Annotated in this window: 18 protein-coding genes; 8 read left to right on the top strand and 10 right to left on the bottom strand. The window is 63.6% G+C overall.

Annotated elements, in window-relative coordinates:
* Positions 1 to 8: 8 nt before the first annotated feature.
* Complete coding sequence (gene urtB / locus XI06_RS39370; RefSeq protein ID WP_271607770.1) at positions 9 to 935, bottom strand: urea ABC transporter permease subunit UrtB; 927 nt, start codon at positions 933 to 935, stop codon at positions 9 to 11.
* Positions 936 to 1083: 148 nt separating this feature from the next.
* A complete protein-coding gene (gene urtA / locus XI06_RS39365) occupies positions 1084 to 2343 on the bottom strand; it encodes an urea ABC transporter substrate-binding protein (protein ID WP_237860351.1) in 1260 nt (419 codons plus the stop codon).
* 167 nt (positions 2344 to 2510) lie between these two features.
* On the opposite strand from urtA, the gene XI06_RS39360 reads away from it, so the two are divergent.
* Together XI06_RS39360 and XI06_RS39355 are read left to right on the top strand one after the other, a co-directional pair.
* On the top strand, positions 2511 to 5882 hold the full coding sequence (locus XI06_RS39360) for a hybrid sensor histidine kinase/response regulator (protein ID WP_271607769.1): 3372 nt from the start codon (positions 2511 to 2513) through the stop codon (positions 5880 to 5882).
* Positions 5866 to 6792, top strand: a complete 927-nt coding sequence (locus tag XI06_RS39355) for a response regulator (RefSeq protein ID WP_237860355.1) — start codon at positions 5866 to 5868, stop codon at positions 6790 to 6792. Before XI06_RS39360 ends, XI06_RS39355 begins: the two co-directional genes overlap by 17 nt.
* A 210-nt stretch (positions 6793 to 7002) precedes the next feature.
* Here XI06_RS39355 and XI06_RS39350 read toward each other — a convergent pair whose 3' ends face one another.
* Both XI06_RS39350 and XI06_RS39345 read right to left on the bottom strand, forming a co-directional pair.
* Positions 7003 to 8505, bottom strand: a complete 1503-nt coding sequence (locus XI06_RS39350) for a flavin-containing monooxygenase (protein ID WP_271607768.1) — start codon at positions 8503 to 8505, stop codon at positions 7003 to 7005.
* Positions 8506 to 8627: 122 nt separating this feature from the next.
* Positions 8628 to 9386 (bottom strand): S1 family peptidase, encoded by a 759-nt coding sequence (locus XI06_RS39345; protein ID WP_237860359.1) that lies wholly within the window; start codon positions 9384 to 9386, stop codon positions 8628 to 8630.
* Positions 9387 to 9471: 85 nt separating this feature from the next.
* On the opposite strand from XI06_RS39345, the gene XI06_RS39340 reads away from it, so the two are divergent.
* On the top strand, positions 9472 to 10107 hold the full coding sequence (locus XI06_RS39340) for an HAD-IA family hydrolase (protein ID WP_237860361.1): 636 nt from the start codon (positions 9472 to 9474) through the stop codon (positions 10105 to 10107).
* Positions 10108 to 10227: 120 nt separating this feature from the next.
* Here the strand turns inward: XI06_RS39340 and mtnA are convergent, their stop codons facing one another.
* The 3 genes from mtnA to XI06_RS39325 form a co-directional block, all read right to left on the bottom strand.
* Positions 10228 to 11337, bottom strand: coding sequence for an S-methyl-5-thioribose-1-phosphate isomerase (gene mtnA / locus XI06_RS39335; RefSeq protein ID WP_237860363.1), 1110 nt, complete (start codon positions 11335 to 11337; stop codon positions 10228 to 10230).
* Positions 11338 to 11367: 30 nt separating this feature from the next.
* Positions 11368 to 12243, bottom strand: a complete 876-nt coding sequence (locus XI06_RS39330; RefSeq protein WP_237872343.1) for an S-methyl-5'-thioadenosine phosphorylase — start codon at positions 12241 to 12243, stop codon at positions 11368 to 11370.
* Positions 12244 to 12404: 161 nt separating this feature from the next.
* Complete coding sequence (locus XI06_RS39325; RefSeq protein ID WP_237860369.1) at positions 12405 to 12677, bottom strand: phosphopantetheine-binding protein; 273 nt, start codon at positions 12675 to 12677, stop codon at positions 12405 to 12407.
* Positions 12678 to 13036: 359 nt separating this feature from the next.
* On the opposite strand from XI06_RS39325, the gene XI06_RS39320 reads away from it, so the two are divergent.
* The 4 genes from XI06_RS39320 to XI06_RS39305 all read left to right on the top strand — a co-directional run bounded on the left by XI06_RS39320 (position 13037) and on the right by XI06_RS39305 (position 19232).
* Positions 13037 to 14254 carry an acyl-CoA dehydrogenase family protein gene (locus XI06_RS39320; RefSeq protein WP_237860371.1) on the top strand — a complete coding sequence of 406 codons (1218 nt, stop codon included), beginning with the start codon at positions 13037 to 13039 and terminating at the stop codon, positions 14252 to 14254.
* A gap of 39 nt (positions 14255 to 14293) precedes the next feature.
* Positions 14294 to 15274 (top strand): amino acid--[acyl-carrier-protein] ligase, encoded by a 981-nt coding sequence (locus tag XI06_RS39315; protein ID WP_237860373.1) that lies wholly within the window; start codon positions 14294 to 14296, stop codon positions 15272 to 15274.
* 36 nt (positions 15275 to 15310) lie between these two features.
* Positions 15311 to 16186: an acyl-CoA acyltransferase gene (locus XI06_RS39310; RefSeq protein WP_237860375.1), complete on the top strand. Its 876-nt coding sequence runs from the start codon at positions 15311 to 15313 to the stop codon at positions 16184 to 16186.
* 178 nt (positions 16187 to 16364) lie between these two features.
* Complete coding sequence (locus XI06_RS39305; protein ID WP_237860377.1) at positions 16365 to 19232, top strand: PAS-domain containing protein; 2868 nt, start codon at positions 16365 to 16367, stop codon at positions 19230 to 19232.
* 127 nt (positions 19233 to 19359) lie between these two features.
* Here XI06_RS39305 and XI06_RS39300 read toward each other — a convergent pair whose 3' ends face one another.
* Positions 19360 to 21054: a bifunctional diguanylate cyclase/phosphodiesterase gene (locus XI06_RS39300; protein ID WP_271607767.1), complete on the bottom strand. Its 1695-nt coding sequence runs from the start codon at positions 21052 to 21054 to the stop codon at positions 19360 to 19362.
* Between the two features lie 219 nt (positions 21055 to 21273).
* Here XI06_RS39300 and XI06_RS39295 point away from each other — a divergent pair, with 219 nt between their 5' ends.
* The gene (locus tag XI06_RS39295; RefSeq protein WP_237891825.1) at positions 21274 to 21534 is read left to right on the top strand and encodes a hypothetical protein; all 261 of its coding nucleotides are present in this window, start codon (positions 21274 to 21276) and stop codon (positions 21532 to 21534) included.
* 6 nt (positions 21535 to 21540) lie between these two features.
* Here the strand turns inward: XI06_RS39295 and XI06_RS39290 are convergent, their stop codons facing one another.
* Positions 21541 to 22179, bottom strand: coding sequence for a hypothetical protein (locus XI06_RS39290; RefSeq protein ID WP_237861302.1), 639 nt, complete (start codon positions 22177 to 22179; stop codon positions 21541 to 21543).
* A gap of 153 nt (positions 22180 to 22332) precedes the next feature.
* Positions 22333 to 22515, bottom strand: a complete 183-nt coding sequence (gene rpmF, locus XI06_RS39285; protein WP_007598106.1) for a 50S ribosomal protein L32 — start codon at positions 22513 to 22515, stop codon at positions 22333 to 22335.
* Between the last annotated feature and the right edge of the window lie 41 nt (positions 22516 to 22556).

Here is a 22556-nt window from a genome sequence, read left to right as displayed (position 1 = left end):
CCACATTCTCACTTGCGGACCTTGAGGGCGAACAGCCCCTGCGGCCGCAGCATCAGGATTCCGACAACGGCGAGCAGCGTCAGCACCTTGGCCATCGAGCCCGACATGAAGAACTCGAGGGTGGATTGCGTCTGCGAGATCGAGAAGGCCGAGGCAATGGTACCGACCAGGCTCGCGGCGCCGCCGAACACGACCACCAGGAATGTGTCGACGATGTAGAGCTGGCCCGAGGTCGGTCCGGTCGAGCCGATCATCGTGAAGGCGCTGCCGGCGACGCCGGCGATGCCGCAACCGAGACCGAAGGTGTAGCGGTCGACCTTTTCGGTGTTGATGCCGACCGCGCCGGCCATGATGCGGTTCTGCACCACGGCGCGCACCTGGCGGCCCCAGCGCGACTTGTACATGACATAGGCGACGGCGATGGTGATCAGCACCGTCAGGCACATCACGAAGACGCCGTTGATGGGGACTTCGATGCTGGAGGTCACCTGCAGCGAGCCGAGCATCCATTGCGGCAGCTCGACGCCGACCTCGCGCGCGCCGAATACGGAGCGATAGGCCTGCTGCAGCATCAGGCTGAGGCCCCAGGTCGCCAGCAGCGTGTCGAGCGGCCGCTTGTAGAGATGTCGTATCAGCACCCATTCCACCAGCATTCCCAGCGCGCCTGAGGCGAGGAAGGCGAGGATCATGGCGAGGAAGAAATAGCCGCCGAACAAACCAGGCATGTAGGTCTGGAACAGACTGGAGGTCATCCAGGTGACGTAGGCCCCCAGGATCATGAACTCGCCATGGGCCATGTTGATGACGCCCATCTGGCCGAAGATGATCGCAAGACCGAGCGCCATCAGCACGTAGACAGAGAACAGGATCAGCCCTGCAAAGCCCTGCATGACGAAGATGGAGCCAAGATCACCAAGCGAGTAGTCGCCGAACATCGATGTCCTCCGTCAGGGAATAGGGTCCCGCGTCGCGAGCAAATTCGCGACGCGGGGGTCTTGGGCATGGACTTGCAATCCACGCCAGGGAGCGGCTTGAGTTCGAGGGAAACTGCGGCGGTCGCCGCGCTTGTTACTGGTAGCTCTCTTATTGGTAGCCCTTGGGGAACGGATCCGGCTCGACGAGATCGGCGGTCTCGTAAATCAGCTCGAACTGGCCATCGAGCTTGGCGCGGCCCACGCGGGTTTTCGACCAGAGGTGATGATTCTCGTGGATGCGCACATAGCCTTCCGGCGCGCCCTTGAACTCGACGCCGGGTGAAGCCGCCGCGATCTTGTCGACGTCGAAGGAGCCGGCCTTCTCGACCGTCAACTTCCACAGCCAAGGGCCGAGATAGGCAGCCTGGGTGACGTCTCCGATCACGGTTTTCTCGCCCCACATCTTCTTGAACGCGGGCACGAAGGCCTTGTTGTTCGGATTGTCGAGCGACTGGAAGTACTTCATGCAGGCGTAAGCGCCAGCGATGTTCTCGCCGCCGATGCCGTCGATTTCGTCTTCGGTCACCGAGATCGTCAGCAGCGCCTGCTTGGCGAGGTCGATGCCGGCTGCCTTGAGCTGCTTGTAGAACGCGACGTTGGAGCCGCCGACGACGTCGGTGAAGATCACGTCGGGCTTGGTCAGCTTGATCTTGTTGATGACCGAGTTGAACTGGGTGTTGCCGAGCGGATAGTACTCCTCGCCGACGACCTTGCCCTTGAGCACGTTCTCGACGTGCTTGCGCGCGATCTTGTTCGATGTGCGCGGCCAGATGTAGTCGGAACCGATGAAGAAGAAGGTCTTCGCGCCCTTTTCCTTGGCGATCCAGTTCAGGCCGGCGAGGATCTGCTGGGTCGCTTCCTGGCCGGTGTAGATCACGTTCTTGGACTGCTCGAGACCTTCATAGAAGGTCGGATAGTAGAGCATGCCGTTGTACTGCTCGACCACCGGCAGCACCGCCTTGCGCGAGGCCGAGGTCCAACAGCCCATGATCGCCGCGACCTTGTCGTTGACGAGCAGCTTCTTCGCCTTCTCCGCGAAGGTCGGCCAGTCGCTGGCGCCGTCTTCCTGGATGAACTTGATCTTGCGCCCCAGAACGCCGCCGGCGGCGTTGATCTGCTCGATGGCGAGCTTTTCGGCCTCGATCGAGCCGGTCTCGGAAATCGCCATCGTGCCGGTAGCCGAATGTAGGATGCCGACCGTGACCTCGGTGTCGGTGACCGCTAGACCGGTGGTGTTGACCGCCGAAGTCGCCGGGGCCTGCGCAAACGACGTCCGCGGCAGCATCGTGATGGCCGGGACGGCCGCCATTCCCATCAATAGTTTGCGCCGGAGCGGCGACAACAAGCCCTTGTTGGTTTCGTCTGACATGAGCACCCCACTGTTTGTTCGAGGACACGCGATTGGTGTCGTGAGGATGGCTCGAATTTGTGCACCGCAAGGATACGCAAGATCGCGTATATTGCACCGCAAAATGCCGACGTAGGCTTCTGGTACGGGATTTGCGAGGGATCCGGCGGGTTCGGGAGTGGAGTTAAGTGGCAGGGCGGCAGCGAATAGACCGCGTCAGGCGCCAGTACAATCAATGGGTCGCCAACCAGACGCTGGAAGACTACGCGCTGCGCTTCACCGCCAAGAGCGCGCGACGCTGGTCCGCCGCGCGCGTTGCCAACACCGCCATCGGCGCGATTTCCTTCCTGGTGCTGGAGGCGATCGGCGGCACCATAACCCTCAACTACGGCGTGACCAACGCCGTATCTGCAATTCTCGTCGTCTCCGTCATCATCTTCTGCTGCGGCGTTCCGATTGCCTATTATGCCGCCAAATGCGGCATCGACATTGACCTGCTCACGCGCGGCGCCGGCTTCGGCTATATCGGCTCGACCGTCACCTCGCTGATCTACGCCTCCTTCACCTTCATCTTCTTTGCCATCGAGGCCGTGATCCTGGCCACCGCGCTGGAGATGTGCCTCGGGATCCCCCGCCCGATCGGCTACCTCATCAGCGCCATTGCGATCATCCCGCTGGTGACCTACGGCATCACGCTGATCAGCCGCTTCCAGCTCTGGACGCAGCCGCTCTGGGTCGTGTTGCACATCCTGCCCTTTGCCGCGATCGCCTGGGCGAGCCCGCATTCTTTCACTGAATGGCACAAATTCGCCGGCGAGCATGGCGATCTCGGCGGCCATTTCGATCTGTTGCTGTTCGGCGTTGCGTCTTCCGTCGTATTCTCGCTGGTGGCGCAGATCGGCGAGCAGGTCGACTTCCTGCGATTTCTGCCGCGCGACCGTCGTACCTCCAAGGCGTCGTGGTGGATCGCGTTGATGAGCGCGGGGCCTGGCTGGATCGTGCTCGGCGCGCTGAAACTGCTTGCGGGCTCGTTCCTCGCCTTCTTTGCGCTCAGCCACGGCGTGCCGCCCGAGGAGGCCGCCGAGCCCGCGCATATGTATCTCGTGGCATTTCGCTACGTCCTCTCAGATCCGGACCTTGCACTGGCGCTGACCGGCTTCTTCGTGGTGCTGTCGCAGATCAAGATCAACGTCACCAATGCCTATGCCGGCTCGATCGCCTGGTCGAACTTCTTCTCACGGCTGACGCACAGCCATCCCGGACGCGTGGTCTGGCTGGTGTTCAACGTGATGGTCGCGCTTCTGCTGATGGAGATCGGCGTCTACAAGGCGCTGGAGCAGACGCTCGCGCTCTACTCCAACGTTGCGATTGCCTGGGTCGGCGCGCTGGTGTCGGATCTCGTCATCAACAAGCCGCTTGGCCTGCGTCCGCCGCAGATGGAGTTCAAGCGCGCGCATCTCTACGACATCAATCCTGTCGGCGTCGGCGCGATGACGCTCGCGATCATCGTCTCGATCGCGGCGTTCTACGGCCTGTTCGGCCCGACCATGAAGGCGCTCGCTGCCTTCGTCGCGCTGACGGTGGCCTTCGTCACCGCGCCCGTGATCGCCTGGCTGACGGACGGAAAATTCTACATCGCGCGCAAGCCGAAACGGAGCTGGGCCAATATCGAGGCGATCCAGTGCTGTATTTGCGAGCACAGCTTTGAGCCTGAGGATACCACCTCATGTCCGGCCTATGCTGGCCCGATCTGCTCGCTGTGCTGCTCGCTCGATGCCCGCTGCCACGATCTCTGCAAGCCGCACGGACGCGCGCAGGTGCAGTTCTCCGAGGCGCTCAGCAAGATCCTGCCGCAGCCGATCTATCAGCGCATCAACTCCCAGTTCGGCCACTATATCGGCGTGTTCGTGGTCTCCGCCGGCCTCGTCGCACTGGTGCTCGGGCTGATCTATCTCCAGACGTCGGCGAGCGTGCATGGCGAGAACGCACTCGTCTCCAACGTGTTGTGGAAGGTGTTCTTCTCGCTCAGCATCATCATCGGCGTGGTTGCCTGGCTATTCGTGCTGGCGCAGCAGAGCCGCCGCGCGGCGGAGGCCGAGACGCGGCGGCAGACCGCGCTCCTCATCCAGGAAATCGACGCGCACAAGCGCACCGACGCCGAGCTCCAGCGCGCCAAGGAGGTCGCCGAATCCGCCAACCTCGCCAAGAGCCGGTATGTGGTGGGACTGAGCCACGAGTTGCGCTCGCCGCTGAACGCGATCAGCGGCTATGCGCAACTCCTCGAGCAGGACGCGACACTGAATACCAAGCCGCGCGACCAGGTCCGCGTGGTCCGCCGCAGCGCCGACCATCTCTCCGGCCTGATCGACGGCATTCTGGATATTTCCAAGATCGAGGCCGGCCGGCTTTATCTCTCCCGCGATGAAGTCCGCCTGAGCGAGTTCCTCGATCAGCTCGTCGGCATGTTCCGCCTCCAGGCCGGCGCCAAGGGCATCGACTTCCTGTTCCGGCGTCCGGCGACACTGCCGACAGTGGTCTATGCTGACGAGAAGCGGCTGCGCCAGGTGCTGATCAACCTCCTCTCCAACGCCATCAAATTCACCCAGACCGGCAGCGTCCAGTTCGTCGTGCATTACCGCAGCCCGGTCGCCGAATTCGAGGTGATCGATACCGGTCCCGGTATCCAGGGCGACGATCTCGAACGCATCTTCGCGCCGTTCGAGCGTGGCGCGCTGGGCGTCTCGCAGCCGCAGACCGGCACCGGACTGGGTCTCACCATCAGCCGGCTGCTCGCCGGCGTGATGGGCGGCGACATCAAGGTCGCCAGCACCGTCGGCCGCGGCAGCACGTTCAAGGTGAAGATGCTGCTGTTGGAGGTCACCAATCCCAGGCGCATTGCGCCGGTGAAGGCGCCGGTCTCGGGCTATCACGGCGCGCGCAAGACCATCCTCATCACCGACGACGATCCTGTTCATCGCGATCTCCTGCGCGAGGTGCTGACGCCGCTCGGCTTCATCCTGCTGAGCGCCGCCGACGGTCCCGGCTGCCTCGCGCTGGCGCAGCATTGCCGGCCCGACCTGTTCCTGCTCGACATCTCCATGCCTGCCATGGACGGCTGGACGGTGGCGGAACAGCTGCGCGCAGCAGGCCATCACCAGGCCCGCATCCTGATGGTGTCGGCAAGCGCGCTGGAGGCGCACGGCGCACCGCTCGCACAGCCGTTCCACGACGGCTATCTGATGAAGCCGATCGACATTCCGCGATTGCTGGAGACCATCCGGCAGTTGCTCAGGATCGAATGGCAATACGGCTCCGATGAGACCGTCGTACCGCTGTGGCGGCCGGAGAGCGGCTCGCGGCCGCCGGTCAGGCACATCGAGGCGCTGATCGGGCTCGGCCAGATCGGCTACGTCAAAGCTATCCAGCTCAAGCTGGACGAGATCGGCAGCGAGCACCCGGAGCATGCCGACTTCGTCGCTGAAATGAGATCACTGGTCGATCGCTTCGACCTCGACCAATACATGACAACATTGAAAACCCTGCATGCTTATGAGCATTGAGCCGAAAAAGCGCGACGTCGCGCTCGTTGTCGACGACTCGCCGGAGACGCTGAGGCTGCTGACCGATGCGCTCGACGGCGCCGGGATGACGGTGATGGTGGCGCTCGACGGCGCCAGCGCGATGCGCATCGTCGACCAGATCACGCCCGACATCGTGCTGCTCGACGCCGTGATGCCCGGCATGGACGGGTTTGAGACCTGCCGGCGGCTCAAGCGCGACGCCGGCCTTGCCAATGTCCCCGTGATCTTCATGACCGGCCTTGCCGAAACCGAGCACATCGTGCGCGGACTGGAAGCCGGCGGCGTCGACTACGTGACCAAACCGATCGTGATCGAGGAGATGCTGGCGCGCATCCGCGTCCATCTCGGCAATGCGCGCCTGACCCAGAGCGCGCGCGCCGCGCTCGACGTCTCCGGCCGCTTCCTGTTCGCGGTCAACCGCCAGGGCCACATTCTCTGGGCAACGCCGCAGGCGCAAAAGCTGCTGGCCGACCACCACGGCGTGCAGACCGATGACTTCGTCCTGCCGCCGTCGCTGCTGCAATGGCTGGAACAGGCGAAAGGCAAGGGCAGCGCGAAGTCGCAGGCCGCGTCCTTGCCCGACAATCCGCAGCTCCGCTTCTACTACATGGGCGAGACGGCGCCGAACGAGTTTCTGCTGCGGCTGTCCAAGGAAGCCGGCACTGCGCTGCCGCCAGAGTTTTCGAGCGAGCTCGGCCTCACCACGCGCGAGGGTGAGGTGCTGGCCTGGCTCAGCAAGGGCAAGACCAACCGCGACATCGCGCAAATTTTGGGATTGAGCCCGCGTACCGTCGACAAGCATCTGGAGCAGATTTACGCCAAGCTGGGCGTGGAGAACCGGACGGCAGCCGCGGCGATCGCGACGAATGCGACGCGGAGGAATTCGTAGCCGTGGTGAGATTGAGTTGGAACGCTATCGCCTGACAACATGTGTCATCCCGGCGAAGGCCGGGACCCGCACCGCGTGATTCTCGGTTTGAGCGGTAGCCGTACCGGACCACGAATCTTCGCCAAACTACTCCCTGGGATTATGGGTCCCGGCTTTCGCCGGGACGACAGTGGAGTGTGGAGCGAGCGCTATCGCTCCACACGTCTCTCGTCACCCATACACAAACGCCTTGTCATCCAGATCCGTCTTCGGGATCTCGTCCTTCTCGGTCCAGTAATCCTGGCTATGCTGCCATTCCGGCTTGTCGCCGCGCTTGGGCAGCAGGTTCATGTTGCGCATGATGTAGCCGGGATTGAAATTCTCAGGATCAATCCAAGGCAGGATCGGCATGTTGTGATCTTCGGGCCGCAGCTTGACCTCGACCTTCTTCGCCCCCTTCGCCTTCATGTGACCGAGCAGGCGGCAAACGAAATCGGCGACGAGATCGACGCGCAGGGTCCAGCTCGCGCGGAAATAGCCGAACACCCAGACCATGTTAGGCACGCCTGTGAACATCATGCCGCGATAGGTGACGGTATCGCCGAAGGCGAGCGGCTTGCCGTCGATCTCGAAGGCGATGTCGCCGAGCGCGGAGAGATTGAAGCCCGTCGCAGTGACGATGACGTCAGCCTCGAGCAGCTTCCCGGACTTGAGCTGGATGCCGTTCTCAACGAAGCACTCGATCTCGTCGGTCACTACCGAGGCCTTGCCGCTGGCGATGCCCTTGAACAAATCGGCATCGGGCACGAAGGCAATGCGCTGCCGCCACGGGCGGTAGCTCGGTGTGAAATGCGTCTCGACGTCGTAGTCCGGACCGAGCACCGCGCTGATCTGGCCGATCAGCTCCTTCTTCACCTGCTCGGGCTTCGCCAGGCAGAGCTTTGTGAACGCATCCTGCTCGAACAGGATCTTGCGGCGGACGATCTCGTGGATCCAGGCTTCATCGATCTGGAGCCGACGCAGCTCCTCGGCGATCTCGATCGCGTTGCGCCCCAGGCGGAAATAGGTCGGCGAGCGCTGCAGCATGGTGACATGCGCGCATTCGTCCGCGATGTTCGGCACCAGCGTCGCAGCCGTCGCGCCAGAACCGATCACGACGACCTTCTTATCTTTAAGGTCGATATCGTCAGGCCAGGTCTGCGGATGGACGATGCGGCCCTTGAAGCGGTCCATACCCTTCCATTCCGGCGTGTAGCCTTCCGAATGGCGATAATAGCCCTGGCACATCCAGAGGAAGTTGGCGGTGAAGAACTTCGTCTCGCCGGTGTCGGTCGTCGTCGCCTCGATGGTCCAGAGATTCTGCTCGCTCGACCAGCTCGCCGAGATGATCTTGTGCCCGTAGCGGATGTGGCGGGCGATATCGTTGTCGTCGATCACCTCGTTCATATAGGCGAGGATTTCATCGGCGGTCGCGATCGGCGGCCCGACCCAGGGCTTGAAGCTGTAGCCGAAGGTGTGGAGATCGCTGTCCGAGCGAATGCCGGGATAACGATGCGTAGACCAGGTGCCGCCGAACGTCGCCTGCGTTTCCAGGATGACGTAGCTCGTGCCAGGCAACTGCTTTTCGATGTGATAGGCGCTGCCGATGCCGGAGATGCCGGCGCCGACGATCAGCACGTCGAAATGTTCTGAGGCCTGCTTGGTCGTGGCGTGATTGCGAACAGCGACATTCATTGTTGCTTCTATGCCTTGTCTTTTTCTGGCCGCCCTTGATCGGCGACGCGTTTCCTCAGCGATGGGCATCGTCGCCCATCGCGCTTCCCTTGCAAAATGACATAGATCAAGTCGCGATCAAACTACAACGCCGCGCCCCAGCTCCGCGCTGTCTGCAGGATCCAGTCGCGATAGAGCGTCAGCGGCGTGACGCCGGTCAATCCGCCGCAGCCCGCGGCATTATTCGGCCCTGTCGACCAGCTGATGACGCCGACGAGCACGGCACCGTTCGGCTTGTCCTCGAACATGGGACCACCGGAATCGCCGGTGCAGGCGCCGATTCCGTCGCGAACACCGTTGGTTACGGGATCGACCAGACGGATCTGGAACGTGCCGGGCTGGCCGGTAACAACAAGGCCGGCGACGCGAATCGTGCCGCCGCTCTTGCCATCGCCGCGCACGGTGACGCCGATACCGGCGATGGTGAAGCGGCTGCCGACCTGTATTGGAATATTCGGCATGCCGACCGGCACCGTCGATTTTCCCTTGAGTGGAATTTCCAGCTGCAGCAATGCCACGTCGGCGGTGGCGCGATGCGCCAACATCGCCTGCATGTTGAAGCTCGGATGGATTGCAACGGTCCGCACGTTCAGCAGTTGCGGCTGACCGTCCGCGCCACGTTCGACGATCTTGTAATCCGCGCCGGGCTGCACGCAGTGCGCGACCGTCAGCACAAGCTGAGGGGCGATCAAGGTGCCGGTACAAAAATTACCGCGCGAGCCGACGATGGTGACGACCGCGCGCGCAACGCCGTCCGTCTGCGGTGTGCCGCCGCCGACGATCGCATGAGCTGGCGTCGTAAGCAGCAGCGTGGCTATGGCGAGAGTGGCAAGCTTCTTCATGGAACAGGCTCTGACATCGGCAGGACTGGTCCTTGCCGATAGCGCATGCTAGCCGTCTTGGAAAGCAATTGACGAGGGCAGGATAGTGGCGATCGAGGCGGTGATCTTTGATTTTGGCGGCGTGCTGACGAGCTCGCCATTCGAGGCGTTTTCGCGGTTCGAGACGGAGCGTGGACTGCCCGCCGACATTATCCGGCGCACCAACGCCGCCAACCATTTGGAAAATGCCTGGGCCAAGTTCGAGCGCGCCGAGGTCGACATCGAGACATTCGATCAATTGTTTGCCGCAGAATCACGGGCGCTCGGCGCCGAAGTGCGCGGCCGCGACGTGCTGCCGCTGCTCCAGGGCGATCTGCGCCCCGAGATGGTCAAGGCGCTAAAGTCCATCAAGGCCAAGTTCAAGACCGGCTGCATCACCAACAACCTTCCGGCCAATGCCATCGGCAGCATGACCGGGCGTTCGCTCTACGTCGCGGAGGTGATGGTGCTGTTCGATCATGTCATCGAATCCGCCAAGATCGGACTGCGCAAGCCTGATCCGCGCATTTACCAGCTGATGGTCGAGACGCTGAAGGTCGACCCAAAGAGATGCGTCTATCTCGACGATCTCGGCGTCAACCTGAAGCCCGCGCGCGAGATGGGCATGACCACGATCAAGGTGGCTAGTGGCGCGCAGGCGATCGCGGAGCTCGAGGCCGCGACGGGGATGAAGCTCGGGTAGTCTATCAACCTCGTCATTGCGAGCGCAGCGAAGCAATCCAGACTATCTCCGCGGAAAGATTCCGGATTGCTTCGCTGCGCTCGCAATGACGGGTGCGGCGAGACATCGCCTGAATAGTGCCTACTCTGCCGCGACGGCGATGCGTTCCGGAAATGCCGCCGCCAGCGAGGCGCGATCGGGCCTCAATACGCCACGCTCGGTGATCAGGCCCGTCACGAGCCGCGCCGGGGTCACGTCGAAGGCGTAGTTCGCGACAGGCGATCCTTCTGGCACGATGCGCACGGTCTCCAGCCGACCGTCGGCGGTACGGCCGGTCATGTCGGTGACCTCCGTGCCACTGCGCTGCTCGATCGGAATGTCCCTGATGCCGTCGTCGACCGCAAAATCGATCGTCGGTGACGGCAGCGCGACATAGAACGGAACGTTGTTGTCTTGCGCCGCGAGCGCCTTCAGATAGGTGCCGATCTTGTTGCAGACGTCGCCATTGGCAGCGACGCGGTCGGTGCCGACGATAGCGAGATCGACCATGCCGTGCTGCATCAGATGGCCGCCGGTGTTGTCGGGAATTACGGTGTGCGGAACGCCGTGATGGCCGAGCTCCCACGCCGTCAGCGAGGCGCCCTGGTTGCGCGGGCGGGTCTCGTCGACCCAGACATGGATCTTGATGCCGCGCTCATGCGCGAGATAGATCGGCGCGGTCGCCGTGCCCCAGTCGACGGTGGCAAGCCAACCGGCATTGCAATGGGTCAGCACGTTGACGGTCTCGCCCGGCTTCTTCTTGGCCACGATCGCTTCGATCAGCTTCAGGCCGTTGCCGGCGATGCCACGATTGATCTCGACGTCCTGTTCGACGATCTCATCGGCGCGCGCATAGGCCGCTTCCGCACGTTCGAGCGGATCGATCGGCGCGAGCGTCGCGCGCATCTCGTCCAGCGCCCATTTCAGGTTGATCGCTGTCGGTCGTGCCACGACTAGCGTCTCATAGGCCCGTTTCAAGCCCGCGTCGGAGGCGTCCTCGCGCATCGCCAACGCCATGCCGTAAGCGGCGGTAGCGCCGATCAGCGGCGCGCCGCGCACCAACATGTCGCTGATCGCGACCGCCGCGTCCTCGCACGATACTAAGCGCGCAACGACGAACTCATGCGGCAACCGCCGCTGATCGATTGCACCGACCGACCAGCCGTCGCGCTCACGCCAGATACTGCGGAAATGCTTGCCGTCGACCTTCATGGCGTTCTACCCTTTCGTTATTCTTGCGTCTTAACCGCGCAGGATGCGCCCGGCCACCGCATCGAGCTTCTTCAAAAGCTCGGGATCGCGTGCCTCGGGCGCGGTGATCAGCGCGGTGTCGAGCGCGCGGTCCGATCCGATTGGACACGGCTCATGCTCGCGCGGAAACTCCTTGGCCAGCCGCGCCACCAGCGCCTTGGCCTTGTCGGCGTTGGACGTCAGCACGCGGATGATGTCCTGCACGGTGACGGCGTCGTGATCGGGATGCCAGCAATCGAAATCCGTCACCATCGCCACGGTCGCGTAACAAATCTCGGCCTCGCGAGCGAGCTTTGCTTCAGGCATGTTGGTCATGCCGATCACGGAATAGCCCAGCGTCTTGTAAGTCATGCTCTCCGCATAAGTGGAGAATTGCGGCCCCTCCATGCAGACATAAGTGCCGCCGCGCGCGACCGCGATGCCCTCGGCCTCGGCCGCCGCGGCGAGATGAATCCGCAGCCGCGGCGATACCGGATGCGCCATCGAGACATGCGCAACGCAACCCTTGCCGAAGAACGAGCTCTCGCGCTTGTGGGTACGGTCGACAAACTGGTCGACCAAAACGAAGGTGCCGGGCGGCATCTCCTCCTTGAAGGAACCGCAGGCCGAGAGTGAGATCAGATCGGTGACACCGGCGCGCTTCAACACGTCGATGTTGGCGCGGTAGTTAATGTCGGAAGGCGAGAGACGGTGACCCTTGTCGTGCCGCGGAAGAAATACGATCGGCAGGCCGGCGATAGTCCCGCGCCGCACCGGAGCCGACGGCTCTCCCCAGGGACTCCTGATCACCTCTTCGTGCGCGCCCTCGAGACCCGGCAAATCGTAGATGCCGGAGCCGCCGATGATGCCCAATACCGCCTGCGTCATGCCTGCTCACCCCTGTCCGCCACGTGCGACATGGTTAAGCTATGCCAGTTTTGCGGCGGATTTGGAACGGGGGGTAGTGGGGAGGCGGATGCCGGTGTCGTGAGGCGCTTGCCCCTCACTCGGTGTCGTCGTGGCAAACGCCAGACGACCCCGGAGTATGATCAAGCCGCGTTTGCGGGCTGCAACTGCGCCGCGACCATGCGTTCCAGTGTCTCGACGGACTGGAAGTTCTCCGGCGTGATCTCGGTCTGCGGAATGGTGAAATCGAACTCCGCTTCGACGCCCAGCATCAGATTGACCATATCCATCGAGGTCAGGCCGGCATCGACGAGCTTCGTCGACGGCGTGACGTCAGCGCTGAGCGAGTTCTGCTCGAGAATGCCCTTCACCAGCTTGATAATGCGGTTACGCACGTCGGTGTCGAAGGCCTGCATGGTTAAAATTCCCGTCTTTCCAAAATCGATCGAGCCGTCGCCCGGTACGATGGGCGCGACGGGCCGATCTCACAATGGGCGTGACCATTACTTCGCGCTTCTTAGTAAACGATGACTCAGATTGTCTGGAATTCGCCCTTCTTCCAGAACCCTAACGTGATCATCGAAAATCAGACGTTGCAAACAACCGGACCTTAACTGTTCGTCCCGAATTGCAGTTCGTTTACCCTCTATTTCATCGACGAATTTGAATTAAATCCGTAGCCTCGTCTCACAAGCAAAGATGGTCGGGGGATCTCCTTCAACGGCATCGCGAATGATGCCGGCGATCCCGAACGACGAAGAGGAGGCGGACGAGTATGAACGTGCGTGAAGCAGTCCAGACTTTCGATGAAGCGCAGCCGAGCCCTCTCGAGCACGGCCCCTCCTTGATCGAGCGCGCGGCGCGCACCGCCAGCGTGGCCGCGGCTGAGGCCGACGGCGTCGATCGCGACGCCAGCTTCCCCCACAAGGCTTTCGAAGCCGCGCGTGAGCAAAGGCTGCTCGGCGTCATGATCCCGGTCGAGTTCGGCGGCTTCGGCGCCTCGATCCACGACGTCACCGACATCTGCTACACGCTCGGGCGCGCCTGCGCCTCGACTGCGATGATCTACGCCATGCATCAGACCAAGGTCGCCTGCATCATCAGGCACGGCCACGGTATCCCCTGGATGGAAACCATGATGCGCCGGGTCGCCCGCGACCAGTGGCTGCTCGCCTCTTCCACCACCGAAGGCCAGAACGGCGGCAACATTCGCGCCAGCGCGGCCGCGGTCGACCACGCCGGCGACACCGTCTCGCTGGTACGCGACGCCACCGTGATCTCCTACGGCGCTCAGGCCGACGGCCTCGTCACCATCGCCCGCCGTGCCACCGAGGCCGCCGCCTCCGACCAGGTGCTGCTGGCGCTAGCCAAGGACGATTATTCGCTGAAGCAGACGCAGGGCTGGGAAACGCTGGGCATGCGCGGCACCTGCTCGACCGGTTTCGAGCTCAAGGTCGACTGCCCCGCCGATCGCGTCTTCCCGGAAGCTTATGACAAGATTCACGCACAGACCATGACGCCGTTTGCGCATTTGTGCTGGTCGTCAACCTGGGCCGGCATTGCAGCCGCCTCGGTGACGCGTGCGCAGGCCTTCGTCCGCAAGGCTGCCCGCAACTCCGGTGGCCAAATGCCGCCGGCCGCAGCGCACTTCACCGCTGCAAAGATGTCTCTGGCCAAGCTGCGGGCCTTGATCGCTGCCAACCTCGACGCTTTTGCTCGCGCCGAGCATGACGAGCGCGCGCTCAGCTCACTCGACTTCCAGTCTTCGATCACGTTGTTGAAGGTGCAGGCCTCCGAGCTCGCGGTCGAGACCGTGATGCATGCGATGCGCACTGCGGGCCTCGCCGGCTACCGCAACGACGGCGAGTTCACCATGGGCCGCCATCTGCGCGACGTGCTGTCGTCGCCGATCATGATCAACAACGACCGTATCCTGGCCAACGCCGCCACCGCTACCTTGATGAGCGGCATTCCGACAAGCCTTCGCGACTAAATCAACAAGAACAATTTTCAGATAGCAGGACACCATCCCATGAACATTGCCGTCCTCCCCGATTCGCCCGAGACCGCGCCTCAGATCGTCGATCCGCTCGATCATCTCGCCGACAAGCTGTTCCACCGCATGGGCTCGGACGGCGTCTATGCGCGCACTGCGCTCTATGAGGGCATCGTCGAGAAGCTCGCCGCGCTGATCACCAGCCATCGCGAAGCCGGCACCGAGGTGATGCGCTTTCCGCCGGTGATGAGCCGCGCCCAGCTGGAAAAGTCCGGCTACCTCAAGAGCTTTCCGAACCTGCTCGGTTGCGTCTGCGGCCTGCACGGCACCGAACGCGAGATCAACGCTGCGGTGAGCCGCTTCGATACCGGCGGCGATTGGACTTCGTCGCTCTCGCCCGCGGACCTCGTGCTGTCGCCCGCCGCTTGCTATCCCGTCTACCCGATCGCGGCGAGCCGCGGCCAGCTGCCGAAGGGTGGCCTGCGCTTCGACGTCGCAGCCGATTGCTTCCGCCGCGAGCCGTCAAAGCATCTCGATCGGCTGCAATCGTTCCGGATGCGCGAATATGTCTGCATCGGCACGCCCGATGATGTCGCCGATTTTCGCGAGCGCTGGATGGTGCGCGCGCAGAAGATCGCGACCGATCTCGGCCTCTCCTTTCGCGTCGACTATGCCAGCGATCCCTTCTTCGGCCGCGTCGGCCAGATGAAGGCTGTGAGCCAGAAGCAGCAGCAGCTCAAGTTCGAGCTCCTGATCCCGCTGCGGTCGGAAGAGCAGCCGACTGCCTGCATGAGCTTCAACTATCACCGCGAACATTTCGGCACGACCTGGGGGATCCAGGACGCCAATGGCGAGCCCGCCCACACCGGCTGCGTCGCCTTCGGCATGGATCGCCTGGCCGTCGCCATGTTTCACACCCACGGCACCGATCTTTCCGCCTGGCCCGCCAAGGTGCGGGAGATGCTGGGCCTGCAGCCGGAAATCGCGGCGAATGCTCACGGCGAAGGCTGGCGATAAGGCAAGAGGCTGATCATTTCTACGGGCAAGACGAGCGTGATCCATACCAAGGTCCGATGTCGCGAAATCACCGAGTCCGATGTCGAAGGCATCGCGGATTTGCTGACGCGCGGCTTCGTCGGCCGCTCGCGCAATTACTGGATCCAGGGCCTGCGCCGGCAGGCCTTCCGGCCGGTGCCGGACGGCTATCCGCGCTTCGGCTACATGCTCGACAATGACGGCGAACCGGTCGGCGTGCTGCTGCTGATCTACACCGCGCGCAAGGATGGCGATGAGACCGCCATCCATTGCAACCTGTCGAGCTGGTATGTCGAGCCGGCCTATCGCAATTACGCGCCGCTGCTGACGAAGATCGCGCAGCGGCACAAGCACGTCACCTATCTCAACATCAGCCCGGCGCCGTGGACCTGGCCGATCGTCGAGACGCAGGGCTTTCGCGCCTATTGCCGCGGCATCTTCATCTCGGTGCCCGCACTGTCGCGCGCGCCGCGCTGGAGCAAGATCGAGGTCATCTCCCAGCATACCAAGGCGATCGAGGGGCTCTCCGAAACCGAGACCGAGCTGTTGACACGGCATGCGCGCTACAATTGCCTCAGCCTGGTCTGCCGCACGCCGAAGGGCGTGTTCCCATTCATCCTGCAACCGGTGCGCATCCGCCGCGGTTTCATCGCACCGCCGGTGATGCAGCTGATCTATTGCCGCAGCGCCGCCGAATACGCAGCCTGCGCCGGCCGCATCGGCCGGCTGCTGCTGCGGCTCGGCAAGGTCTCGGTGATCGTCGATTCCAACGAGCCCATCCCCGGCCTCGTCGGTATTTATACCGAGCGCCGTGGCCGCAAATATTTCAAGGGCCCGCATCGCCCGCGGCTGGCCGATCTCACCGATACGGAACTCGTGCTGTACGGGCCGTAGGCGCACTACGCGCTTGCGACACCACGATTTGTCGTGCGGTCTGAGATCCTCACTCTCTGCATCAGTAGTCACCCTCCGTAAACTACGGCGCTTAAGGGAATTTTCCCGCCTCTTCGTTACGGTCAGAGGCTGAATTACGTTGCGTTAAGTCTATTGCCACCGAGATCCCGCTGATCCCATGATTTCGACCCGCGACAACGAGCTCGGTGCACGCCGCGAGCAAGGCCAACAGGGCCTGCTGTCGCTGAGCCAGCTTGCGCTCGACGGCATGGAACAGGGCGTCTGCGTCTACGATGCCGACAACCGGATCTTGCTGGTCAATCGCCGGTATATCGAGCTGTTCGACATGTCGCCCGACATCGTCCGGCTCGGAACGAGTTACCGCGATGTCCTCGCCCACAGCGTGGCGCGCGGCAATATCCCGGCGGATGAGCTCGACGCGCTCTATGCTTCGCGGATCGCCTTGATCGCGGCTGGCGAGCCGTTCCAGACCCGGCAGACGCTGGCAAGCGGCCTTGTCATCACGCTCGAACTGAAGCCGCTCCCCGGCGGCGGCTGGATGACGATCTGCGACGATGTCAGCCGCCTCGCCCGCCTCGAAGCCGAGTTGCGCCTTCAGACCGAGCGCAGCGAGCACGCGCTCGCGAACATGTCTCACGGCCTCATCATGTTTGACGCCGATAGCCGCCTCGTCGTCTGCAACGAACGTTTCCTGCAACTCTACGACCTCGACCCCAACGTCCTGAAACCAGGTATCACGCACACCGAGGCGATCGACCTTTGGCTCGCGCGCGGAAACCGAACGGGCATGTCGGGAGACGAATTCCGCGATGCACGGATCAACGATGTCCTGACCCGCAACCCAAAGACCGTCTTGGTCACGCGCCACGACGGCCGGAAGATACAGGCCGTGTCGCGGTTCATGCCCGACGGCGGTTGGGTGACGCTGCATGAGGATGTTAACGAGCGGCTGCAATATGAGGAGATGCTGAAACAGCAAAACCTCATGCTCGATGCCGCGCTCGAGAACATGGCGCATGGGCTCGCATTCTACGACAGCGACATGCGCCTGCGCGTCTGCAACTCCACCTATCAGAAGATCTACCGGTTGTCGCCGGAGGAGAGCAAGCCGGGCACGCATCTCTCCGAGCTGATCGAACGGTCGATCGCGAACGGCGCCTTCGCATCCGAATACAGCCCGCAGCAGATCCTGGAGGCCGCGCGCGCCCGGATCGAAAACAACGATTCCTCGCCGATGCGCCGGCGCATGACCAACGACACGATCATCTCGGTGCGCTATTGCGCGTTGCCCGAGGGCGGCTTCGTCGCCACCTATGAGGACATCACCGAGCGCGAACACGCGGTCGAGGAACTCAGCGAGCAATATCGTCGCTTCGACGCCGCGCTGAACAACATGAGCCAGGGCCTGTGCATGCTCGATGCGAGCCTGCACGTGATCGTCTGCAACCGCCGCTATATCGAGATGTACGGCCTGTCGCCCGACATCGTGAAGCCGGGCATCTCGATGCGCGAGATCATGGAGCACAGCTGCGATCTCGGCATCCATCCGAACACGACCGCCGCCAAGCTCTACGCCGACTATGTCGAGCGGCTGCGCGAGGGCGAGCACACGCTGCACCGCCATCTGAGCGACGGCCGCATCATCAAGCTCAACCACAAGCGGATGGAGCACGGTGGCTGGGTCGTCACCTATGAGGACGTCACCGAGCGCCACAAGGCCCAGGCGCGCGTCGCGCACATGGCACGGCACGACTCCCTGACGGATCTGCCGAACCGCACGCTGTTCCGCGAGAAGATGGGCGAAGGGCTGAACCAGGTCGCGATCGCCGGCGGGTCCATGGCGGTGCTGTGCTTCGACCTCGACAATTTCAAGACCGTCAACGACCGGCTTGGCCACGCCGCCGGCGACCGGCTGCTGCGCTGGGTCGCGGCGCGGCTGAAGGAGAATGTCGGCGAGCACGACACCGTCGCCCGCCTCGGCGGCGACGAGTTCGCCGTACTCCAGCGCGGGCCGCAGCCGCAATCGGCGGAGCGGCTGGCACGGCGTCTGGTCGAGATCATCGGCCACCCGCCGCCACTGGAAAGCCAGTCGATCCATGTCGGCGCCTCCGTCGGCATCGCGATTGCGCCCGATCACGGCCTCGATGCCGACGAGCTGATGAAATGCGCCGATCTCGCGCTGTACCAGGCCAAGGCCAAGGGGCGCGGCGCCTTTCAGCTGTTCGAACCCCGGATGGAGGAAGAGGCGCGCAGCCGGCACGCGCTCGAGCACGATCTGCGCGGCGCGCTGGAGGGCAACCAATTCCACCTGGTGTTCCAGCCGCAGGTGCGGCTCGATACCACCGAGCTCACCGGCTTCGAGGCGCTGCTGCGCTGGAAACATCCCTCGCGCGGCTTCATCTCGCCGGCTGAGTTCATTCCGATCGCCGAGGAGAACGGCCTGATCGTTCCGATCGGCGAATGGGTGCTGCGCACCGCCTGCGCCACAGCCGCCTCATGGCCTGACGTCACGGTCGCGGTGAACCTCTCCCCCGTGCAATTCCACTCGCGCGGATTGGTGTCGATGGTGACGAGCGCGCTTGCGGAAGCCGGCCTGCCGCCGCAGCGACTGGAGCTCGAGGTCACCGAGACGGCGCTGCTCGACGACAGCGAAGCCACGATCGAGATGCTGCACCAGCTCCGCGCGCTCGGCGTACGCGTCAGCCTGGATGATTTCGGTGTCGGCTATTCCTCGCTCAGCTATTTGCGCAAGTTTCCATTCGACCGCATCAAGATCGACCGCTCCTTCGTGGGCACGCTCGGCGAAAGCCCGGAGAGCGTCGCGATCGTCCGCACCATCGCGAGCCTCGGCTCCGTGCTCGGTGTCGAGACCACGGCGGAAGGTGTCGAGACCATCGAACAGCTCGACTTCGTCCGCGAATGCGGCTGCACCGCGGTGCAGGGCTATTATTTCGGCAAGCCGTGCCCGGCGGCCGAGGTGGCGCTGACCATCGAGACGCTGAACGCGGTTCGCCGCGTGGCGTGAGCCCCCTCCCTCGCGAACCTTCGCGAAAACAACCCCATGCACAGTAGAACGGGCGTCGATTTCACAGGAGAAAATCTCTGAGATCGTGGGCACGGCGCAAGGGCGCCTTTGCCGACCCTGCGAGACCTCAGCTGGCCGCGGGCAGCGCGCTGTCCGGCGGCGCGCTCCAGGGACGGTCGGCTGAGGCGAGGCCGATCAGGCGGCCCTGGATGTAGTCGCAACCCCAGTCGCGCAACATGGCGGCGGCCTCCTCGTCCTGCACCCATTCGGCGACGGTCTTGATGTCGAGGCGGCGGGCGAGGTCGATCAGGGTCTGCACGAAGGCGGGGTCGTCTGCGGAGTGGATGATGTTCTGCACGAAGGCGCCATCGATCTTCACGATATCCACGCCGAGCTTGCGCAAGTTTCTGAACGACGTGTAGCCGGCGCCGAAATCGTCGATGGCGATGCGACTGCCGAAATTCTTGAGCCGGCTGACGAAGGCGCGGACGTCGTCGATATCCTGGATCGCGACCGTCTCGGTGATCTCCACGATCAGCCGCTCGGCAACGCCGGGATGGGCGCGCATCAGCGATTCGATTCCGGCCCACCAGTCGGGATCCATCGTGGTATCGGGCGAGATGTTCAGGCTGAGCCTGACATCGGGCGCGGCCGCAAGCTCGGCGACCACGAGCTCGAGCACGCGGTGGTCGACCAGGCGGATCAGGCCGAGCCGCTCGGCGACCGGCACGATGTCGGGTGCGAGCAGCACCTGGCCGTCGCCCTGGTCCATCCGCACCAGGCATTCGTGGAATGCGCCCTCGCGCGTGGCGGCCGACACGACCGGCTCGTAAGCGAGCTTGATGCGGCGCTCGTTCAGCGCGGTGACGATCTCATCGGTGACACGGATGTTGACGCGGCGCTGCGCATCGCGGGTCGCATCCGGGCGCCAGGCTGCGAACGCACCGGCGCGGCGACGCTTGGCGGCGTCGAGCGTCTCATGGGCGCGATTGATCGCCTCGTCGGTGTTGCGGGCATAGCGCGGCAGGCTGACGGCGCCGATCGAGACGGTGACCGAGACCGGGCCGGACTTGGTCGGCACCACCTCGTCGCGGACGCCGACGAGGAAGCGCTCGGCGGCGACGTTCATGTCGTCGACGGTGCAGTTCTTCAGGATCAGGCCGAACTTGTTGCCCGAGAAGCGGCCGAGCACGTCGCCGCCGCGCAGGCGCGTGCGGATCCGCCTGGCGACATCGAGGATCACGGCATCGGCCACATCGAAGCCGAAGGCGTCATTGACGCGGGCAAGATGATCGATTCCGACCAGCATGAAGGCTGCGGTCGAGCGGAAACGGCTCGTCTCCTCGATTGCTTCGGCCAGCGCCGCGATCAGATGCGAACGGTTGAGCTCGCCCGTCAGTGGATCGAGCCGGGCAAGCCTCGCCAATTCCTCGTCGCGGGCATGCCGCTCGTTGTTGATACGGACGGAGCCGATCGCGCGCGTCGGGCGACCGTCGGCGCCGGCGAACCAGCGGCCGGTCTCCTCGATCCAGACCACCGGATCGGAAGCGCTCATGCGCACGCCATATTCGACCCGGTAGGGCGTGCCGTCGGCGCCGTGCACGGCGGACGTTTGCGCCAGCGCGGCGGTCCGCAAGCCTTGCGCAGGCTCGATCAGCTTGGCGAACTCGGCGCCGGTCGCAAGCCGCTCGGCGGGAATGCCGGGGAAGATGGCGCCGACCTGCTCACCCCAGACGATCGCGTCGCTGGCGAGATCCCAGACGAACACGGCCTGGCCGAGGGCGGCGAGGATTTCGGAGGCTTGCGGCAATGCGGGGGTCAAAAGCGCCTCGTTTCGGGACAGCGGGGAGTCCTGAGCCGGCACAGGATACGGCCAGATTCGTCTCCGACCCTAGGCAAAGTTCATAAACAATTTGGAAACCACGTTTCCGACGCCAACGGAACGGAATAGGCTCGGCCGGCATAGCCCTTGCGAGACCATCATATGCACCGGCGCCTGCGTCCCAAAACGGGCCAGTTCAACCGGATCAGCGGTGTTGCGATGGTGAATTGGGATCAGATCGAAGAAACAACGCGGGAAGCGAGTACCGCGCTGGTCCCGCTCACGCCGGTTTTACAGCTCGTCCGCAAGGTGCCGCTGACGCGCCCCGATCCGAGTTTTGTCACCCAGCTGATCGCCAATGCCGAGCACCTGCCCCAAGCAAGCCGGCTGCGCCGCGGTTCGTCCGAGGACGCCCGCACGGCCTATGGCAGCAAGCTCCTGCTTCCCAGCGTCAGCTCACGAACGCGTCAGGTGGCGTAGCGCCGCTCAGCGCGGTTCTTCGGGCGAGGACGGCGTGCCGTTGCCCGGCTGCAAATGCGGTGAGGGAATTTCCGGCGACGGCGCGATCACCGGCTTCGGCGCGGGATGATCCATCAAGACGGATTCGGCCACCGATTGCGCCGAGGGTGCGGGTGGCTCAGGCCGCGGTGCCGGCGCGGGATCGAGCTTCGGCTCGAACGTTGACGCTGGCGGCGGCGCCTCGGCCTGACGCTTGGCCTTGCGCGGCACTGTCACCGTCTCCGTGGCAACATAGGCAATGCGGCGGCGTGTGCGTTGCGCGATACCGCCGAGGAAATCGGCCATCGAAAGCAGCACCAGAAGAAAAAAGGTCGAGTTGCCGAATTTCGGCCACATCACGAATTCGGCCGCGGCGGCGCCGAAGATGATCAGCGACAGCAGATGATCCATGAGGAATTTCGCGCCGGGCCGCGCGCCCTTGACCACTTCGAGTAGCAGCAGCAGCACGCCGAGCGCCAGCAGCAGATCGGACAGCGTGACCGGCCAGGCCACGCCCGTGATCATCGGCACCTTGAACAGCACGTCCGAGAAGGACACGCTGGGCATCAGGAAGGCGATGATGTTGTAGACCGCAAGCGGAATCAGAAGCAGCGGGAAACCGACCATCGGCAATGCGCCTTCTCGATCAAGATGTCCGGGCAGGACAACGCGGCGGCGAAGCATCCGCTCCGCCGCCGTCACTGTCATATCTCATGGTTCGGCCGAAATCAGGCGGGTCACGTCATCCTGATTGAGGATAACCCTGCCTGAGAAGAGTCCTTAGGACTCTTTCTTCTTCAGGACCTGACGGCCCTTGTACATGCCGGTCTTGAGGTCGAGATGGTGCGGACGACGGAGCTCACCGGAGTCCTTGTCTTCCACATAGGTCGGCTTCTTGATGGCGTCTGCCGAGCGGCGCATGCCACGGCGCGACGGCGAAGTTTTACGTCTCGGAACGGCCATTTCAATATCCTCTAGGGATTGGTGTTCATCCGGGCATCGTC

The organism is Bradyrhizobium sp. CCBAU 11434 (assembly GCF_028128895.1).
Taxonomy (GTDB): domain Bacteria; phylum Pseudomonadota; class Alphaproteobacteria; order Rhizobiales; family Xanthobacteraceae; genus Bradyrhizobium; species Bradyrhizobium zhengyangense.
This window is presented reverse-complemented; position numbering and strand designations above follow the sequence as displayed.